The sequence below is a fragment of the Viridibacillus sp. NPDC096237 genome (genome assembly GCF_050278625.1).
Classification (GTDB): Bacteria; Bacillota; Bacilli; order Bacillales_A; family Planococcaceae; genus Viridibacillus.
Genome location: NZ_JBNNTI010000002.1, coordinates 17248 through 36553 on the forward strand (window position 1 = coordinate 17248; position 19306 = coordinate 36553).

The following is a 19306-nucleotide window of genomic DNA, read 5'->3' on the forward strand; positions in this document are numbered from 1 at the left end:
CATACCAATATCCTTTAAACCTACTTCTTCCTTAGTAACCTTTTCTAGAGCTAGCAAAAAGCGTCCTAGAGTCGTCACCTTATTCACCTTCCCTTTCAATCACATTTTGTTTTTGAAGCTCTTTTCCCTTCAATTCATTCCTCCTCCAATAAAAATAGCCTTAATACCAATGGTATTAAGGCTACTGCTTCAATCATGATTATGATATATATTTGAAATCTCACTTATTACGGCAAACAGAAAATCCCCAATCTCCGAAGAGATTAGGGGATAATTTGTATCAATTGTTCAAACTAACACGTTAGTTTGATGACACCTATTGATAATTATTATTTTGGTAGGTTAGTAACAACATCTTGAACTTCTGCTACTGTTAAGTCTTTACCATTATTTAATGATTTTTTAAGTGCTACTGCTGCTTTTACTTTGTCAAAGTTATAAATATCAACACCAGTAACTCCTGCAGCGTTATAGTCATTTATAGTTGCTGAACCATCATTGATTTTTTTAAGTGAAGCAACAGAAGCAAGTTTATCAACTTCAGTTTGGATATCTGTTTTTGTTAAATCTTTGCCAGTTGCTTTTTTTGCTGCTTCTACTGCTGCGTTTACTGCTGCTACAGTTTGACCTTTTAAATCAACACCTGCTTTAGAGTAATCTGCTGCTACTGCTGTACCTTTATTGATAGTTACGATTGCTGCAGCTTCAACAAGTTTATCAACTTCAGCTTGGATTTGAGCTTTTGTTAAGTCAGCACCTGTACCTTTTGCTGCAACTACTGCTACGTTTACTGCTGCTACAGTTTGACCTTTTAAATCAACACCTGCTTTAGTGTAATCTGCTGCTTCTGCTTTACCAGCATTGATAGTTTTGATTGCTGCTGTTTCACTTGCTGCTCCAGCAAGTTTATTAATTTCAGCTTGGATTTGAGCTTTTGTTAAGTCAGCACCTGCACCTTTTGCTGCTTTTACTGCTGCGTTTACATCCGCTACTTCTTGACCTTTTAAATCAATACCTGCTTTAGTGTAATCTGCTGCTTCTGCTTTATCAGCATTAATTTTTGTGATTACTGCTGCGAATTCTGTTTTAGCTGTATTAATTGTAGTAGATACAAAGATAGAGCTTACAGTTTTATTAGTATTACGCTCAGCAAAGATAGTATTTAAAACATATGCTTGTTCATCAACTGATAATGTTCTGTAGTTATCTACTTCTTCAAGTGCGTCTTCGATTCCATCTTTATTTGTAGCAGCATTGATTTTAGCTAGTACTTCTGAACTTACATAAGCACCTTCATCTAATCCTTTGATGAATTGGATAGACTCTGAAACATTTCCAATACTTACTTGTGAAGCAGATGCATTAACTGTTACGTCAGCTGATAAATCACCTTTAGATTTCACAGTAATTTTAGCCGATCCATCAGCCTCTGCTTTGATAGTGATTGACTTAGTAGAACCTTGTGGTACAGTTGTACCGTTTACTTCTACATCAGCATATCTAGCAGCAACTTCGAATGTTACGTCGAATCTACCAGTTAAACCGTTATAAGAAAGTGCATATGGGAAACCATTTTGGTCAACTGATTGGAAAGTAAATACTGCAGGTTTGTTTGCAGCTACTTTTTTATCAGTATCATCAACTTTAAGTGTAGCTTTTGATACAGTTGCATTTACAAAGTAAGTAGTTTCAGCAACTTTTTGTAGATCAGCTGGATCTAATCCTGCTTTATCGCCATTTTCAATATATACAGTTGGTGTTGCATATCCATCACGTTCACCTGTAACTTTGAATGTAGCTTGACCTTTATCACCAGTTACTTTAATTGCAAATGTAGTATTTTCATTTGCAGTTGTTACATTTTCACCTTTTACAGTTGAAATATTAACTTTTTTGTCTTGGCTGTAGTTTCCTTTTACAAATGTTACATAAGCTGTAGTACCTGCTGGTGCTAATTTACCATCTTTACCAGTAATAGTTGCAGTATAAGTACGTCCACCTTTACCTGTACCGTTTGGATTAGATGTAAGAGAACTATCTGCAGCAGCATTAGCTGAATCAGCAGCTACTACATCAATTGATTGAGTATGGTTAAGAGCGAATGTTACAGGAGCTGCAGCTGCTTGTAATTCTGTAGCACCTAATTTGTTATCGCCTGACCATGTATCTTCATTAGAAGTAACATTGTTATCTTTATATTTGCCATCTGCAAATGCGATAGGAGTAACAGTACCACTTGTACCTGTTAAAGTAAATGTTGCTTCACCTTTAGAATCAAGTTTTACTTTTACATATTGTACTCCACCAGTTGTTACTTGAGATGGATACTTAGCACCATTGTTACGGATATTAGCGTCAGTAACATCTACTGTACGAACTAATTTATCTGGAGCTACATTAACGTTTTCTTTGTATGCAATGTTGATATAACCATTTGCATTTTCAGCAGAAACGATTTTGTAAACTTTTTTAGCACCGTTAGCTAAAGAATTTCCTTCAGTTACTTCTGAAAGAGTTAAACGAGCTACATTACCCCAGTAAACTTTAGCAGCAGTAGTTTTCACTGATGCGTTACCAGTTGGGTAAGCTTCTACAGTATCATCTGTACCTGCAACATATTGAGTGTAAGAGTAAGAAGCTACACCGTTAGCATCAGTAAATGCTTCAGCAGTGATTTTCTTTCCGAAGTTACCTACAGAAGTATCAGCAGAGTTAGTGATGTTGAAAGTTACAGCGATACCTTCTTTAGATTGTCCAGCTGGAACTTCCACTTGAGTTTTAACAGTTACTTCTTTACCGATAATTCCTTGTAATGAAGGAGTTTGGTTAGTAATAGCTGTTGGTAATACGTTAGATACACCTTTGAATGTACGTGATTTCACGCCATCAAGTGCTACAGTGTAAGTTTTACCGCCAGTTTGAGCAGCAGTTGTTAAAACGATAACTTTATCGTCAGTTTGTTTAACTGCAGCGTTAGTAACTTCTAAGCCTTCGATTTTGAAACGTCCAGCTGAGATATCGCTAGCTTTTTGAGCTTCTGCGAATGTTACTTCAACAGTTGTGTTGTTAATAGCTTTAGCTGCATCAACTACAGTTTTCACTACAACGCCGTCTTTGTATAATTTTTGTACGCCTTTGTAAGTTACGATACCGTTAGCGTATTTACCTTTGATAAATAGTTTACCAGAGTTTTTACCAAGACCTGTTAGTAATTTACCATCTTGGTACCATTTTTTAGAAGAACCGCTTCCTACCCAGCCGCTACCTTTTTTACCAGCTTTGTAGTATACGTTTTTGTAAAGGCCAGTGCCTTTTTTACCTGTTTTGTAATAAGTATTTTTGTAAAGACCAGTGAATTTCTTACCGTTCTTGTAAAGAATACCTTTGTAAGATTTGTAACCTTTCACCGCTTTACCTGATTTTGCAGATACCAATTTACCTTTAGAAACTTTTACAGTTGCTGCTTTTGCGAAAGCTGTATCAGCAGCACCAGATACTGCGAATGATCCTGTTAATACTGCTGCACCGATTGCTAGTGATGCGACAGGTTTTACTAATTTTAGATTGAATTTACCCATTATTAAAAAATCCTCCCTTATTGGATATGATTAGCATTTCGCTGTTTTTTTTTGTTCATCAGCTAATCATGCTTAGCCTAATTATCGTCCATAAATAAGAGAATTTCCACCCTTTTTTCTTCCATAGATTTGTAGATAATAGTGACTTTAATACTATAATGATATTTTTATCAATATTATTAGTAAAATTGAGATATATTAGCAGTTTCTTACAAGTTCTATGGTTTTATTACAATTCCAACTGTAAAGTTAGTTATATACTACCAATTGAGGTATATTTTTAATAAAATACTTAAATTTTTACCATTACCTTAACTGCCAGTTACTCTATTGTAATATACGATACATACTCCAATAGAAGCTGTCCGCCCTACTCTGCATCCTTATCGATCTCATTGCTACTATTTGAATTGAGTTTCTTCCTATTATATAGATATATTTCTAGTAATCTTCCGCATATTAGTAAGCGCTTTCACTTTATGGTTTATAATTTATATGAATCTTCTTTTAATAGCATGCCTATAATTCCATTACAAATATTACAGCCTGTATGAGATTTATTACAGGCTGTAATATTCTTTCAGCACCACTAGTGGCGCCGATTCCTACTTCATAGTATTCACTTTTATCGTATAAGGTGCTTTATCGTAATCAGATGAAGTTCCAAAATATACTCCACTTGATACATTTACATAGTACGTTCCTTTATCAACCGTTACGGTTCCTGTATGAGTTAACGTATTGTTTAATGTTTTCATCTTCAGCCCTTTGATTGTTTGTTTCTTGCCATTTTGTAGAGTAATTTTAAAAGGTGCTTTTAGTTGTTTCTTTACTGTAATTTGAAGCTTTGTCTTTTTTGGTACGATGACTTTATAGTAATCTTTCATATCATACATCTTGATGTCGGCTTTATATGTGTTTCCAAGCTTGATCGGTGTTGCAGTACTTATCGTGTTATTGTTTTCTTTTTCGTAGTTGGATGCTGCATTGAAGGATACTTTGAATTTTACTTTCTCTACATTTCCTTCTGTGAAGGCGAATACATAGTATGTACCTTTTTTGACACCGACCGAATCTGCCATGACTGATTTATTATAATGGGCTTCTTTTGAACTGATGGCGTAGCTAATAATAGGTGAATTCACTTTAGGATTTATTATACCTACGTTTTTTAAGCTACTCATCAGGAACAAAGTGAATTCTTTGTTTTTCGGGGACTCGATTTGAAGCTTTGCAACCCCATCCTTAGGTATTTTCACTTTGTACATATTCCCGCCTTCTTTGTTTTTATCCATGATTAATGTTTTTGTTAACGTTTTGTTTAGTGGGATGCTTTCATAATATTCCTCAGCATGGCTTATATTACTGTTTAGACATACAGATATAATAACCATCACCGCCATCATTACCATGTACTTCATCATTTTCATTTCTTTCATCTCCAATCTATTTTGTTCGTTTTTTATTATACTAGGAATTTGTGTTTAGACCAATATTATCCATGTTAATAATTTGGTTGGAGTTGGTGGATTGTTGCGCTATTTGCTGTGATTGTTGCACTAACTGAGGTGATTGTTGCGTTAAGTCCGACGATTGTTGCGCTAACTCGATTGATTGTTATTTAGCAGAATATTCACATCCTAATAGGTGATGATTTTACGCTAAATGAGCAACTTGCACTGTTAGGATCTACTTTTAGCAAAAAAGATTGGAAAGACGCTATTTATGTCGGCCTTTTGGGTATTTGAGCTATGGAAGGTTTTGATTGTTGGGCTAATATTGAGATTGTTGCAGTATATCCATGTCCTTTTAGTGCGTTATTTGGTGTAATTTGCGGAGTTTTGGTGGGCGAGGATGTATTTGGCTCTTTATATAATAAAAGCCCCCTTGTGATTGTAAGGGGGCTCATACATTAGAATGTTGTTAATAGGCTTCCACTGACCCATAGTTTTTTGCCTGATTTAGGGGCATAGACTTGGTACCATGTGTCTTTTCCTACTGTTTCTTTTTTCTTGTTGCCGAAAATTGTGTAAACGTGTTTAAGTGGCGCGTTATTTGGCACTACTTCTTGAATTGTATTACTTGATGTGGCACCTGCACTTGAGCGTAGGTTTGATTCGTCTTTTGTGAATGATAGATTGTCTAGCGTAATCTCGTCTGTGCGTACCCAGCCTTGTGTGCCATTGTATGAGATACGTAACCAGCGTGTGTTTTTGCCGCTGTTGTTTTTAAAGTCGCGTACATCTGTATGGTAAGCCTTTAATGTGATCACTTGTGCTTTGCCGTAAGTACCGATCTTTTTAGAATACGCGTAAGGCATATAATAGATGCTTAAGCTACTCGCTGAGACTGTTGCTGTTACTTCAGTTGGTAATTTTACGAATTGTACTGGTTGTGCTTTAGACTCTGGCAGAATATGATCATATTCTTTTGGTGCTGTCATAACTTTTGTGCTCGCTGTTTTACTGCTGTAATCAGATGAACTATAAGCTTTCATCTGTGCCATTAGATTGGCGATTTTACGACTCCATTCTTTGTCTGTCGCATATTTTACATTCATACCTAATAATGTCGGACCATTGTAATAGGCACCTGAAGTAGTTAAGTAATCACGATAGATTTTAAATGCATAGGCATTTAAGCCGTCTTTTCCTGTTGGAAAGTACTTCGCACATGTAAAGGCACATGTGTCATAAGCTTGGAAGCCAAAGTAGTTGTTTTTATACTGTGAGATGGCTGAACCGCCCCAACCTGTTTCTAATATTGCGTGAGCTAACATGAACTGTGCGTTAATACCTGCTTCATTTTGAATTTCTAAGAATGATGGTACTAGCTTGTATAGTACATTGTCTGTCGTTTTTCCTTTACTAATAAGGAATGAACGCATTTGAGTTGCTGTTAGGTCTGTTGATTTTCTTAAGTTTACTGCAATGTATGGATTTGTTTCTACGTACGCTGAATTGATCCATACTGTTTTGTTTGATAATGTTCCTTGATACCAAGTACTTGAGCCGACTTTTTCAGTGCGCGTAACTTTGAACGCTTTTGCACGGTGGTTACTTAAATTGTAGACGACGTTATTTGTTGTACCGTAAGGAATGTTATATGCACTGCTTGTCCCTGCAATGTAAGTCGTGAATTTAGTTGTATTAACTAGTGAATTATTGTAAGTATTTACATCACTTGATTCTACCCAACCGATTACAGTTGTTGTAGTACCGTTTGTGCGGCTAATTTGATAGTATTCTTGATCTTCGAATGACGCTTCTTTTTTAATATAGAATGTTTCGTTTGTGTATGTGCTATTTGCTAAGATGTAGTCTTCTTGTTTTGTGATATCTTTGTAGATTTTCACTGTTTTACTTGAGAGGCGACCAAGGTAGTTCACATCAGTTTCTTCTGGTTTTGCTGCTACTTTCACATATGCCTTTGTATATTTTGATGAAATCCATATTGTTTTTGTACCGATTTTACCTTGGTACCAATCTGTATTACCTATTCTTTCCGTTTTTGTTACGACAAATTTTGCGTTTTTATATTTTGTTAGGGTTTTGATGGCAATATCATTTGTGCCGCCCCAAATTTTCGTATAGGCTGAGCCAGTTCCTGTTAAAGAAAGGGTTTTAGATTTTGTGCTGATGGCTTTATGGTTATAAGCTTTTGCATCTGTTGATTTAATCCAGCCGATAACTCCTGATGTTGCACTTTCTTTCGTGCTTAGTAGATAGTATTTGCTACCTTTATATGTAGCTTTCTTTTTAACATATAAAACGGTGTTGATATTGCTTGTACCTGCTTTTGTATATGTTGATGCTTTAGTGATATCTTTGAAAATTTTAGCTGAACTACTATTAACTTTAGCTACGAAGCTGACGTTAGTTTCTACTGGTTTTTCTGATGGGACTGCGGAAGTATCGACAGTTGGCTTTGTTGATAGACGGCTATTGTGAATCCAAACTGTTTTACCGTTTAGCTTACCTTGGTACCATTTACTTGTTGAAGTAATCGTTGTTGTAGCTGAGAATTTAACGTTTTTATATTTTTTTAGTGATGTGTAGATAGCCTCTGTGCTTCCCCATGGGCTACCATATCCTCTACCCGTACCTTTTAAGTAGAACGTTTGGGCTTTTGTAGAAGTAACGCTGTAGTTTCGGATTTTAAGGTCTGTTGATTTTACCCAACCTAGTTGTGTTTTTTTCGTATCTCCGAATTTGTAGATGGCATAGTATGTAACACCGCTTGTTGTCGCTTTTTTATCGCTCATCATTACTTGCTTTGTTTGAGCTGTTGTTGCGGCTTTGCTTGTAGACTTCGCATCTGGTTGTTTATAGATTTTCACTTTTGTAGATTTGATAACTGAGATTTTGCTGATTGCTGTTGTTTTGTAGCTTTCCGCAGCTTGGGCGCCGTTAGCTCCCATGACGAAAATAGCTAGTAGTAATGTGCAAATGAGAGTCCATGTGTGTTTTTTTATCATTTTCTACTTCCTTTCTTTTTTCACTTTAATAGATTCATATTAACGTTAGATACTTTGGAAACGTATTGATGCTGAAGGGCAACCTATGAAGTGCTCTGTTGTCTGCATACAATGGCCGGTTTTATATAGAACAATAGACTTTTGCCTTATATAAACGAGGTTACTAGATTACATGCATTCCATTATATAGCAAATTATATTAAAATTGTGTTGTAATACTTAAATTAGTTCTTTTTCACCACATCTTATGACTTATGTAATTGTCGATATGTTTAAGAAAAGGAGATAATTTGTATCCAAATGTATTAACTTGTCTGATGTGTATATCGACCTATCAGCATTCTCGTTAAGTATAGCTTATTAATAATAGAGATTGTCTTTACGATTATGTTACAAAATTGTGGAATGGTATTTGTTGTTCATCGTTTTTTATTATTTTATGATGTTTTTTGGTTTAAAAAAAGAGCTGCCAGGGGCAACTCTTAGTTTTCTTGTGTATATAGATTGTGATTTTCATTCACAACGTCTTGTAGTAATTTTGACCACTTTTCATAGTAGCACTTCGATGTATAATCTTTTAGCACAGTGTTACGTGCTTCTTTCCCCATTTTCACTACTAAATCATGGTTATTTAATAGATGAATGATTTTCTCCGCTAATTGCTCACGGTCACCATTTGGGACAAGATAGCCATTTACACCGTCTTCGATCACTTGAGATGGACCATAGTTGATGTCATAGCTAATAACTGGTGTCTCATTTGCAAGGGATTCTAGCATCGCCAAGCTGAAACCTTCGTACGCTGAAGTAACGAGTGAAATAGATGATGCAGCTAGTACTTCATGCACTTTATTTGTGTAACCTTTAAGCTCCACACTGTTTTCTAACTTGAGGTCTTGGATCAGTTTATTTAGCGACTCCTCTTCATTGCCATTGCCATAAATGTTCAACTTCGCATCTGGGACTTGTGCTACGACTAGTGAAAAAGCTTTAATCGCTTCGTCTAATCGTTTTTCAGAGCTATAACGCGCTATCATTGACACAAGCTTGGGATCCTTTTTGACGTTCAAATCATTCACATCCACACAGTTTGGAATGACATGGATATTACCACGGTTACCAATTTCTTTGTGTAGATCAAGGCGTTGTTGCTCCGTAAGCACGACAATCGGATACCCTTTTGGAATGACATCGAGTTTTGCTTGGTACACTGATCTATATGGACTACCCAATTCGTATGGTGCCGAGAAATGATTTGAGTGTAGCATATAAATTTTGTAGACAAGTTCATCATCAATTGATGTCACTCGCGTTGTTGGTGCAGAGCCATCACAAATGATGATTGGTTTGACAACTTCTACGCGACACATTTCGTTTAGCCAGAAATCATGGAATTCTTTGCTAGACGGGAAGTATTCGACCTTATCATAATCTGGACTGAATAAGTATACTTTTTGAAGCTTGCCACTTTTGTTGTTATACCAAAGTGATAAGAAGCAAAAACCATCTTCCGTATAGAAACGCTCCTGGTTCTTTTTGTTGTTACTTGGATGATAAAGGACTTCGCGTTGAAGGAATCCCGTATGATGAAATTCTTCGCGACGTGTGCGTACTCGGTTATCATCAAAGTAATCGATAAAGTTGATTGTGCCATCTGCATGCCACTTTTTGTACTTTATATATGTACCGTTTTGGAAGTAGCGTGCGAATTCTCCACCATCTTCTACCCAATATCCTTCTTCGAATTTCTTTATTTGCTGTTCGAATTTGGCTTGCATTGCAGGTGACATCGTATTCTTCGAAAATTTTCTTCTATAGTAATCATAGATGTTTGTTATTTTTGCGCTTTTCGGAAGTTGCCCTGATAGCTTCAGTTCTTTTTCAATGATGTCATAGTTAAATTTGAAATCCATTGTTAGGAGTTCAATATCGTATTCATCATTAGCAAAAAGGCTGGCGCGCTTGAGCATAACTTTGTTGATGCCGCCTTTTTCGATGTCCATATCCCATGCTGTCATGAAGATTTTTCTTTTCATTAGGGGTTCACATCCTTTCTAGTGCTCTTATTTATTTCTTTTTTTTCGATCCATATTTACGACGGTCTGCAAGCTTTTGTTGGAAAGCCTTTTGATCTTCGTATGATAGCTTGTTGTAATGTTTGATGAAATCATTGTAGTTTTTCATAACAATGTTCGTTGGGCCGAATTCTCTTAGTTGCCCGCCTTCAATCCAAGCAATCTTGTTACAGAAGCTCGTTACTTGTCTTAAATTATGGCTGACGAAGAAGATCGTTTTACCGCGTTTTTTGTATTCATTCATCTTGGCTAGTGATTTGTCCGCGAAGGTTTGGTCTCCTACAGATAACGCTTCATCGATGACAATAATATCAGGGTCTGCTGTGACACTGATAGCGAATCCTAGTTTGGACTTCATACCACTAGAGTATTTTTTGACGGGTTGATAGATGAAGTCACCTAGTTCTGAGAATTCGACAATTTTTGGTGTTACTTCAGCAATTTTTTCTTTGCTATAGCCCATTAATAGACATTTGAATTCGATATTTTCGATTCCTGTTAGTTGGTTGTTTAAACCTGCATTAATGGCGATGACATTGACCTCACCTTTGGCAACGATTTCACCTGATGAAGGAGGAATAATACCGCCAATAATATTACTAAGGGTAGATTTACCAGAGCCATTTATACCTACTAGCCCTACTACATCTCCTGCTTCAACGGCAAATGATATGCCATCGATAGCATTGAAATCAGAGCCCATTTTCCCCGGGAAAAGTAAATCGCCGATTTGTTCTTTTTTTGATCTATACATACGATATTTTTTTGTTACATTTTTTATAATGACTGATTCTGCCATGTTTTATGTCCTCCATATTACTTTTAAATAAAGTCAGAGAAACGGTTTCTGAATTTATAGTGTGCTGATGAACCTATGATCAATAGGACGAGAATAAGTCCCCAGTTATATAACGTTAATTGCCAGTGCTCAACAACATACCAATTGTTATACAGTAGTGATGCGCGGTATCCATTTGCTAAATAAAAGAATGGATTTAACGCCAATAAACCTTGTAGCCATTCAGGGAAATTCCCACTACGGTCCCATAAGATTGGTGATAAGAAGAACATCCCTTGTAAAACGGATTGGATAAGCATCTGTACATCACGAACTACGACTGTCAGTGTTGAAGTTAATAGTGTAATACTAAATGCAAAAATATAACTCATCACTAGGAAGTAAATAAGTTGAATATAATAAATACTTGGGGCGTAACCCTTGATCCAAAAAACGACCATAATGCCGCCCACTAATGCTAAGTGACCGTAAAACTTCCCAGTAATGATGTAGCTCGGTAGCACGGATAACGGGAAGTTCATCTTGGCGACCATGGAATACTTTTGATAAATTGATTTTGACCCATTTAATATAGCTTTATTGATAAAGAACCACATTGAGATCCCTGCAAGCATCCAGTAGACATAGGGCACTCCGTCCAATGTTGATTTCCCACGTAATCCTACGCCGAAGACAACCCAGTACATGGCCATTTGTATTGCTGGATTAAGAACTTCCCAGATGAAGCCCAGATAGTTATTCTGATTATCAATCTTTAGTTGGAACTTTGCTAGTCTTTGTACCATATAAAAAGACGATATTTGTTCTTTAACGATTTTAATAAGTGCGTTCATATTGTTTTTTCCTCAATTCCTCGAATTTCATTAAGGGATGATTTTATCGCATTGTTTCGTTTAATTGATAGCTTAGGTGTTGAATTATCGATTATCAGGACGCTATTGTTTTCGAAAAGATGCTTTCCACTTTTTGGCGATACTATATTCCATCGTTATATAGCTTTTTAAAAAGTCTTAAAAGTGTATAATAACGGCATTTTATGACGCCAAATATTTTATATATTACCATAAAAACATACATCATAGTATATCATATAATAGCCTTTTATTCTGTTTTGAAAACGTAAATACTTGAGAGAATCTTACAGTTGTGTTGATGGGGTGTAAAGTTTTGTTTGGGTGGGGTTTTTTGGGGTTGGGTGCTACTCGCGGGGGCTTTGGCGCTACTCGTGCGGGCTTTGGCGCTACTCGCGCGGGCTTTGGCGCTACTCGCGGCGGCTTTGGCGCTACTCGCGGCGGCTTTGGCGCTGCTCGCGGGGGCTTTGGCGCTACTCGCGGGGTTTGGCGCTACTCGCGGCGGCTTTGGCGCTACTCGCGGCGGCTTTGGCGCTGCTCGCGCGGGGTTTGGCGCTACTCGCGGGGGCTTTGGCGCTGCTCGCGGGGGCTTTGGCGCTGCTCGCGCGGGGTTTGGCGCTACTCGCGGGGGCTTTGGCGCTGCTCGCGGGGGCTTTGGCGCTACTCAGGCTTATCTTTCCCCTTATGAATTCTAAAAGAAAATGCGAGGAGAGAATAGTAAATTTTCTCCTCGCATTTTTTATGTTTGGTGTTATTTTTTGAAGACTTGGTTGACTACGCGTTCTGAGGCTTTGCCGTCTTCCCATTCGCAGAAACGTTCTGCAAAGCGGTCGAATTGTTCTTTTGAGTGGTGGCCATCAGTTAGGGCACGTCCGATTTCAGTAAATAGCTCGTCCTGATCTTTGACGATTAGTCCTGGTGCGTCTGCTTCGATGTCGATGTAGAAGCCACGTAAGCGGTCGCGGTAATCTTCAAGATCGTACATATAGAAGATAATTGGGCGATCTAGGATAGCATAGTCAAAGAATACAGATGAATAGTCAGTGATTAAAAGGTCGCTGACTAAGTAAAGGTCTGCAATGTCATAATAGTTTGAAACGTCTTTGATGAAATCGCCGTATTGAGCAAAGTCGAAGCTCTCCGATACTAAGTAGTGCATGCGAGCAAGTAGGACGAAATCGTCGCCGTATTGCTCTTTTAGTTTTTGTATATCGAATTGGAATTCGAATTTATATTTCCCTTTTTTGAAGAACTGGTCATCACGCCATGTTGGTGCGTAAAGAACGATTTTCTTGCCTTCAGGGATGTTTAATGACTTACGGATTTTCTCGATTTTGCTTGGGTCCGTGTTTTGTAAAGCATCATTTCGTGGGTATCCTGATTCGATCACTTTGCCTTTGAAATGGAATGCACGTGCTAGAATTTCTCCTGAATACGCATTTGGCGCGATTAAGTAGTTCCAGTTTTTTGACTCAGCAATAATGTTTTTGCGATATTTATTTGTTTTAGTACCTGGCATAAATACTTCTTCAATGTCGGTACCCAGTTTTTTCAGCGGTGTACCATGCCAAGTTTGTAGATACGTCGTTTCTTTCGGTCTTGGCATCCATTTTGGTAAGCGGACGTTGTTGACCCAGTATTCTGCACGAGGAAAATTCAGTAGCCATTTTAATGAGAAACGTCTCATGTATGGAACACCCATTTCTTCAAATAGAGGTATACTGTCTTTTGTCACGCTCCAGATTAGTTTGAATTCTGGATTATTTTCTTTCATGTATTCATAAATTGCACGCGGATTATCGCTATAACGTTTTCCGTGGAAACTTTCAAATACGACTAAATTCTTCTTTCTAGATGTTCTAGATAGGAATCTAAATGCTTTTGTAATTAGCTTTTTAGTGTATTTACTTTTCTTTATTTTCTTAAACAACTGAATCCACTCTTTCTTTTCATATTTACATTCTATGTGTTTTAAGTTCATTTATCCCAAGCTATATTTTATCATTAAGCATTAGAAGAAAAAACCATTAAACGTTTTATTTTTTGCTATTCGACATAGCAATCTACCGCTTATATTATTTGTTGACATGACCTTAAACTAATTTATCTACCATTTAAGAATCAGCGTATTATATACGGTAACCATCATTGAAACAAATTTCCCTTTATTACACCTCTTTATTAAGTTCACGGCACTATTTCATATTAATATTTGTTATGTATTATTAAATTTTTTTAACAAATAATTTTGTAAATGTTCCATCTTACTTATTAATTTTTCGACATATATATACTTCTACGATAATACCATACGACAATATTATTCAGTATAATTTTTCTAGTTTTATCGATAAAACTTTCTGTGTTATACAACTATTATTTCAGTTATACTTAATAGAAGTTATTGTATATAATTTCTCAATTATAATACATCTCACATTTTGGTAATCAAACATCAATATACGAATAGTCGTACGAATGTAGAAGGATTTCTTTATGATTATACATTGAATTGTAGAAAAATAGGTGAATGAATGTTAAAGGAATTTATTATATTTATATATTTATTTTTAAATAGGATTGTCTTTGGGATTTTTAAGTTCTGTCCACAAAAGAATAAAATTGTTTTTTTATGTGACTTTGGGGATAATGCGCGATTTGTCATACGTGAGTTGCAGTCACGTGGGTTTAAAGAGGTTTATGTACTGAAGACTGGTAAATGTAAAGATGACTTCTCCGATTTAGGCTTACCTACCGGGCATGTGGTGGATTTCCATACCTCTAATATTGGTGACTATTTGAAAGGTTTATATCATTTAGCAACGGGAAGTAAGGTATTAGTTGATAATTACTTTGCCATTTTAAGTGCAACGCCGTTTCGCCAAGGTGTCGAATGTATTCAACTCTGGCATGCAGCTGGCGCGATTAAGAAATTTGCGCTTCAAGATCCAAGTATTATGTTCCGTTCACCTGCAGCTGTAAAGCGATTTGAGAAGGTTTATGGACGAATGACGAAAGTAATTATCGGTTCCGATGAAATGGTACCTATTTTCATGTCTGCGTTCGGAATGCGCCAAGATCAATTTTTGCGTTTTGGGATTCCTCGAACAGACTTTTACTTTAAACAAGAGGAAGAGACTATTGCGAGAAGTGAAATTCATGAGTTATATCCTCAGTTAGCTGGGAAAAAGGTGGTTTTATATGCACCGACTTTTCGAGATCAACAACTGTTAGAACAAAAAATTCCTTTGAATTTTGTAGAAATCTTGGATTCACTTGGAGAAGATTTTGCAATGGTGATTAAGTTACACCCAGCTGTTGCTCATAATGCTGAGTCAATTTCCCACCCTGCTATTGTTTCTATTGCTAATGATGTACCTGTTTCCAAATTGCTGTTTGTGACAGATTATTTGATCAGTGACTATTCTTCGATTCCATTTGAATTTGCTCTACTAGGTAAACCGCAAATTTTCTATCCTTATGATTTAGAAGCATATGAAATGGAACGCGGTTTCTGGACGGACTATGAACAATTGGTGCCTGGTCCAGTAGTTTCAAATGATGAAGAACTAGTTTATGTTCTATTGAATCATGAATTTAATCAAGAGCAGGTTGGGGCTTTTTCAAATGATTGGAACGCTTATTCTGATGGGCATGCTAGTGAAAGATTGGCAATTTATTTGATGAAGTAAGTATTCAGCGACGAGCTTCCTTTGGGAACCTTATTTTAGTTCTTGTCGTTTCTTATTCTATTAAGACTTTTTAAGAAGATTTTCTATGGAAATGAATTTGGCATTTCTAGTTAAATATAATATAATACCATTTAGTATTATGTATGGAGGCACACTATGAAAAAAGTAATTACGTATGGTACATTTGATTTACTTCATGTGGGACATGTTAATATTCTTCGACGTGCGAAAGCATTAGGAGATTATCTTGTTGTTGCTATTTCTTCTGATGAATTCAATGCTTTAAAAGGGAAAAAAGCTTACTATAGTTTTGAGGACCGTAAGACTATACTTGAGGCAATCAAGTATGTTGATGAAGTAATTCCGGAAGATAATTGGGAACAAAAAGTTCTAGACGTGAATGAACATAATATCGACACATTTGTTATGGGCCACGACTGGGAAGGTAAATTCGATTTCCTAAAGGATCATTGCGAAGTAATTTACTTACCTCGTACGGAAGGTATTTCTACAACTAAGATAAAAAAAGATTTAAATGCTCAAGTAACTAAATAAGTATTTCGTTTTAACAAACCACCTGCTCTGTATTGGAGAGGTGGTTTTTGTCTTGTATAGGGGAAAACAAAAAGGCCGCCTTAGCGACCTTTTAATTTTGTGATGTTATTTTATTAAAAAGGTTGGTCCATAGCTCGTATTGAAGTTCAGGCGAATATTTTGTTTGAACAGTACGGTGTGCATTTTCTCCCATTCTTTTTGCCTCGTCCTGATTTTCTAAAAGGTAGACGATCTTTTCCGCTAATTGCTCGCGGTCTTTGTTTGGGACAGCATAACCATTCTTTCCAGCTGGGGCGAATTCATCTAAATAATAGTTAGTATCGTAAATGATTACTGGTGTTTTATTAGCAAATGACTCTAATGCTACCATGCTAAAGCCTTCGTATTTTGATGTTAGGACTGTAACAGTAGCTTTTGCTAATACCTCGTCTATTTTCCTTGTATAGCCTTTTAGTTCGATATTTTTCCTTAGTTTCAATTTTCGAATTAGTGCTGCTAATGCACTTCGTTTCGAACCTTCCCCGTAGATATCGAGCTTTGCATCAGGTACCTCTTGAACAACTTTAGCAAAGGCACGAATCGCTTCTCCCACTGCTTTTCCTTCATCTAATCTTGCTACAACTGTAACTAGTAGTGGGTCTTTTTGAGCCGTATCTACCTCTCTCACTTCAATTGCATTTGGAATGACATAGATGTTGTTGTAGTCACCAAATTGCTTAATAATATCTTCTTTTTGCTTTTCGGTTAGGACAACTACAGAATCGCCATTCTCTAAATTCTCTAGCATACCTTTATGATGTTCTTTGAGCTCGCTACCGTAAATATATGGTGCCTCAAAATGATTTGTATGAATCGTATAGATACGGTTCGCTATGCCTGATTCCATGCTGCGAACTTTGCTTGCTGTGCCCGCTCCGTCGCAGATGACAATTGGCTTTTTAGGCTCATTTTTGCATAGTTCGTTTAACCAATGTACATGGAATTCTTTGTTATTGGAAAAACTTAATACTTTCTTTGATTCTGGATGGAATAGATATATTTTCTGTTGCTTACCCGTTTTATGGTTGTACCATCTCGAAAGATAACAAAAACCATCTGGTGTGTAGTAAAGCACTTGGTTAAGCTCGCTATTAGACACATGATAATAGAGTGTACGGGCAATGTAGCCATCGTTATGGAATTCATCACGTTTAATGTGAATATGTTCGGATGTGTAATAGTCGATGTGTTTCAGTTTTTGATCCTTGTCCCACGCCTTGCATTTTATATATGTACCATTTTGGAAGTAGTGCGCTTCTTCTCCGCTATCTTCTACTTGAAATCCTGGTTCAAATTTTTCGCTAGCTAGACGATAGCTTTCAATACTTTCAGCAGTTGGTTCGCTTGTTGTGTAGCTATTTTTATAGTAATCATGAATGTTCGTAATTTTAACGTTTTCGGCAAGTCTGCCTTCTTTTTTTAGTTGTACTTCTATTTCAGAATAATTATCTTTGTAGTCTAGTGTGATCAGTTCAGAGTGATAGTCAACGTTATTTAATAAGCTTGCTCGTTTGTACATGACACTATTAACGCCATATTTAGCTACGTCAATGTCCCAAACGACCATGAATATTTTTTTCATTATTTCACTACTTTCTTTTTGGGTGTGTTTGTTAAGGTCTACTATACTCTGTTTTCGACTCTGAATTCAATTATTTTCAAGTTAGCAGTATGTTTTTGCATTGCTCATGATAAATGCCAAGTGAGATAGATTCACTTGGCATTTTGGGTTTGTCGTATATTATAGTGTTTGGATGAAGGCTTCGATACGATCAAGGCCTTCTTTTAATGTTGAAGGAGCATATGCGTAAGTGATGCGAAGGTAGCCTTCACCATATGGTGTGAAAACTGAACCAGGAATGGCACCAACGCCCCCCTCTTTCATAAGACGCAATGCAAATTCTTGAGATGATAAGCCGAACTTTTTGATAGATGGGAAAATGTAAAATGCACCTGTTGGTTTTTGAACTTCAATCCCCATTGCTATTAAGCGATTATAAACGTAGTCACGACGGGCAATATACTGTTTGTTCATCTCAGCTGGAATCTCTTTGCAGTTTGTAAGTGCTTCAATAGCAGCGTGTTGGCTAGGAAGCGCTGCACAGATTGCATTGTAAGCGTGGATTTTCACGACTTCTTTTAATAACTTTGCAGATGTCATAAGGAATCCAATACGCCAGCCTGTCATTGAGTGTGATTTTGATAAGCCGTGAATTAAGAACAATTTGTCTTTTAGCTCAGGATAAGAGCCAAATGAGCGGTGTTCTCCTTCGAATGTGTTTTCACTGTAAATTTCATCTGAGATGATAAAGACGTCTTGGTTAGCCAGTACGGTTGCTAATGCGTCCATTTGATCATGGGAGATCGTTGCTCCTGTTGGATTTGACGGGAAGTTAAATAATACGGCTTTCGTTTTAGGTGTGATTAGTTTTTCTAGACGTTCTGCAGACGGTTGGAAGTTGGTGTCTGTTGTATCTAGGTAAACTGCTTTTGCACCGCAAAATTGGATAATTGGTTCGTATCCTGAGTAAATTGGTGCTGGTAGGATGATTTCATCCCCTTCTTCGAAGATTGTACGGAATACAGAATCAATTGCCTGACTTGCCCCATTGGTGATGATAATTTCGTCTGTAGCATTATAATGACAATCGTATTTTTCTTTGAAGAACGCTACTGCCGCTTCGCGAAGTTCGATGAGACCAGCGTTAAGTGAGTATGTTGTAAGGTTTTGTTCAATTGAACGGATACCCGCTTGTTTGATTGAGTCTGGAGTTGGAAAGTCTGGTTGGCCAATTGTTAAGTTGACGGCATCAGGATAGTTGACAAGTTGATTTGAGAATTGACGTATTCCGGGTAAACCACCCTTTTGAGCTTTCGGGTTAAGGAATAAAGACATTTGGTGTTCCTTCTTTCATAAGATTAGCATTTTTATTTCTTTCTCCTTATTATACTCTTATATTCTGAAAACTTAAATATCTTATTTCATATTTTGGGGATTTTTGATTTTTTAGGATGTCTTGGGAGTGGGGGGATTTGGCTACTCGCTCGGGCTTTGGCGCTACTCGGCCCGGTTTTGGCGCTACTCGGTTCGGTTTTGGCGCTATTCGGCCCGGCTTTGGCGCTACTCGGATCGGCTTTGGCGCTGCTCGGCCCGGCTTTGGCGCTACTCGGATCGGCTTTGGCGCTACTCGGCCCGGCTTTGGCGCTACTCGCTGGCTTTGGCGTTACTCGGTTCGGCTT

General features: G+C 37.1%; 11 protein-coding genes. 2 read left to right on the forward strand and 9 right to left on the reverse strand.

The features are described from left to right. Positions 1-329: 329 nt before the first annotated feature. The 7 genes from ACQKMD_RS02965 to ACQKMD_RS02995 form a co-directional block, all read right to left on the reverse strand. Positions 330-3578, reverse strand: coding sequence for an S-layer homology domain-containing protein (locus ACQKMD_RS02965; protein WP_427749341.1), 3249 nt, complete (start codon positions 3576-3578; stop codon positions 330-332). A gap of 605 nt (positions 3579-4183) precedes the next feature. Then, positions 4184-5008 (reverse strand): hypothetical protein, encoded by an 825-nt coding sequence (locus ACQKMD_RS02970; protein ID WP_427749343.1) that lies wholly within the window; start codon positions 5006-5008, stop codon positions 4184-4186. A 482-nt stretch (positions 5009-5490) separates the two neighbouring features. Next, on the reverse strand, positions 5491-8055 hold the full coding sequence (locus tag ACQKMD_RS02975; protein ID WP_427749345.1) for a GW dipeptide domain-containing protein: 2565 nt from the start codon (positions 8053-8055) through the stop codon (positions 5491-5493). Between the two features lie 482 nt (positions 8056-8537). Further along, the gene (locus ACQKMD_RS02980) at positions 8538-10091 is read right to left on the reverse strand and encodes a glycosyltransferase (protein WP_427749347.1); all 1554 of its coding nucleotides are present in this window, start codon (positions 10089-10091) and stop codon (positions 8538-8540) included. A gap of 31 nt (positions 10092-10122) precedes the next feature. Beyond that, the gene (gene tagH / locus ACQKMD_RS02985; RefSeq protein WP_427749348.1) at positions 10123-10929 is read right to left on the reverse strand and encodes a teichoic acids export ABC transporter ATP-binding subunit TagH; all 807 of its coding nucleotides are present in this window, start codon (positions 10927-10929) and stop codon (positions 10123-10125) included. A 23-nt stretch (positions 10930-10952) separates the two neighbouring features. Continuing rightward, positions 10953-11762: an ABC transporter permease gene (locus ACQKMD_RS02990; protein WP_427749350.1), complete on the reverse strand. Its 810-nt coding sequence runs from the start codon at positions 11760-11762 to the stop codon at positions 10953-10955. Between the two features lie 769 nt (positions 11763-12531). Next, complete coding sequence (locus ACQKMD_RS02995) at positions 12532-13710, reverse strand: CDP-glycerol glycerophosphotransferase family protein (protein WP_427749352.1); 1179 nt, start codon at positions 13708-13710, stop codon at positions 12532-12534. Positions 13711-14314: 604 nt separating this feature from the next. Between ACQKMD_RS02995 and ACQKMD_RS03000 the strand changes: the two genes are divergently transcribed. After that, entirely contained in the window at positions 14315-15472 is a 1158-nt protein-coding gene (locus ACQKMD_RS03000; protein ID WP_427749354.1) for a CDP-glycerol glycerophosphotransferase family protein, read from the forward strand. Between the two features lie 156 nt (positions 15473-15628). Further along, a complete protein-coding gene (gene tagD, locus ACQKMD_RS03005) occupies positions 15629-16027 on the forward strand; it encodes a glycerol-3-phosphate cytidylyltransferase (protein WP_427749355.1) in 399 nt (132 codons plus the stop codon). Positions 16028-16118: 91 nt separating this feature from the next. Here tagD and ACQKMD_RS03010 read toward each other — a convergent pair whose 3' ends face one another. Both ACQKMD_RS03010 and ACQKMD_RS03015 read right to left on the reverse strand, forming a co-directional pair. Next, positions 16119-17648 (reverse strand): glycosyltransferase, encoded by a 1530-nt coding sequence (locus tag ACQKMD_RS03010; RefSeq protein ID WP_427749357.1) that lies wholly within the window; start codon positions 17646-17648, stop codon positions 16119-16121. A gap of 159 nt (positions 17649-17807) precedes the next feature. After that, entirely contained in the window at positions 17808-18962 is a 1155-nt protein-coding gene (locus tag ACQKMD_RS03015; protein WP_427749359.1) for an aminotransferase class I/II-fold pyridoxal phosphate-dependent enzyme, read from the reverse strand. Between the last annotated feature and the right edge of the window lie 344 nt (positions 18963-19306).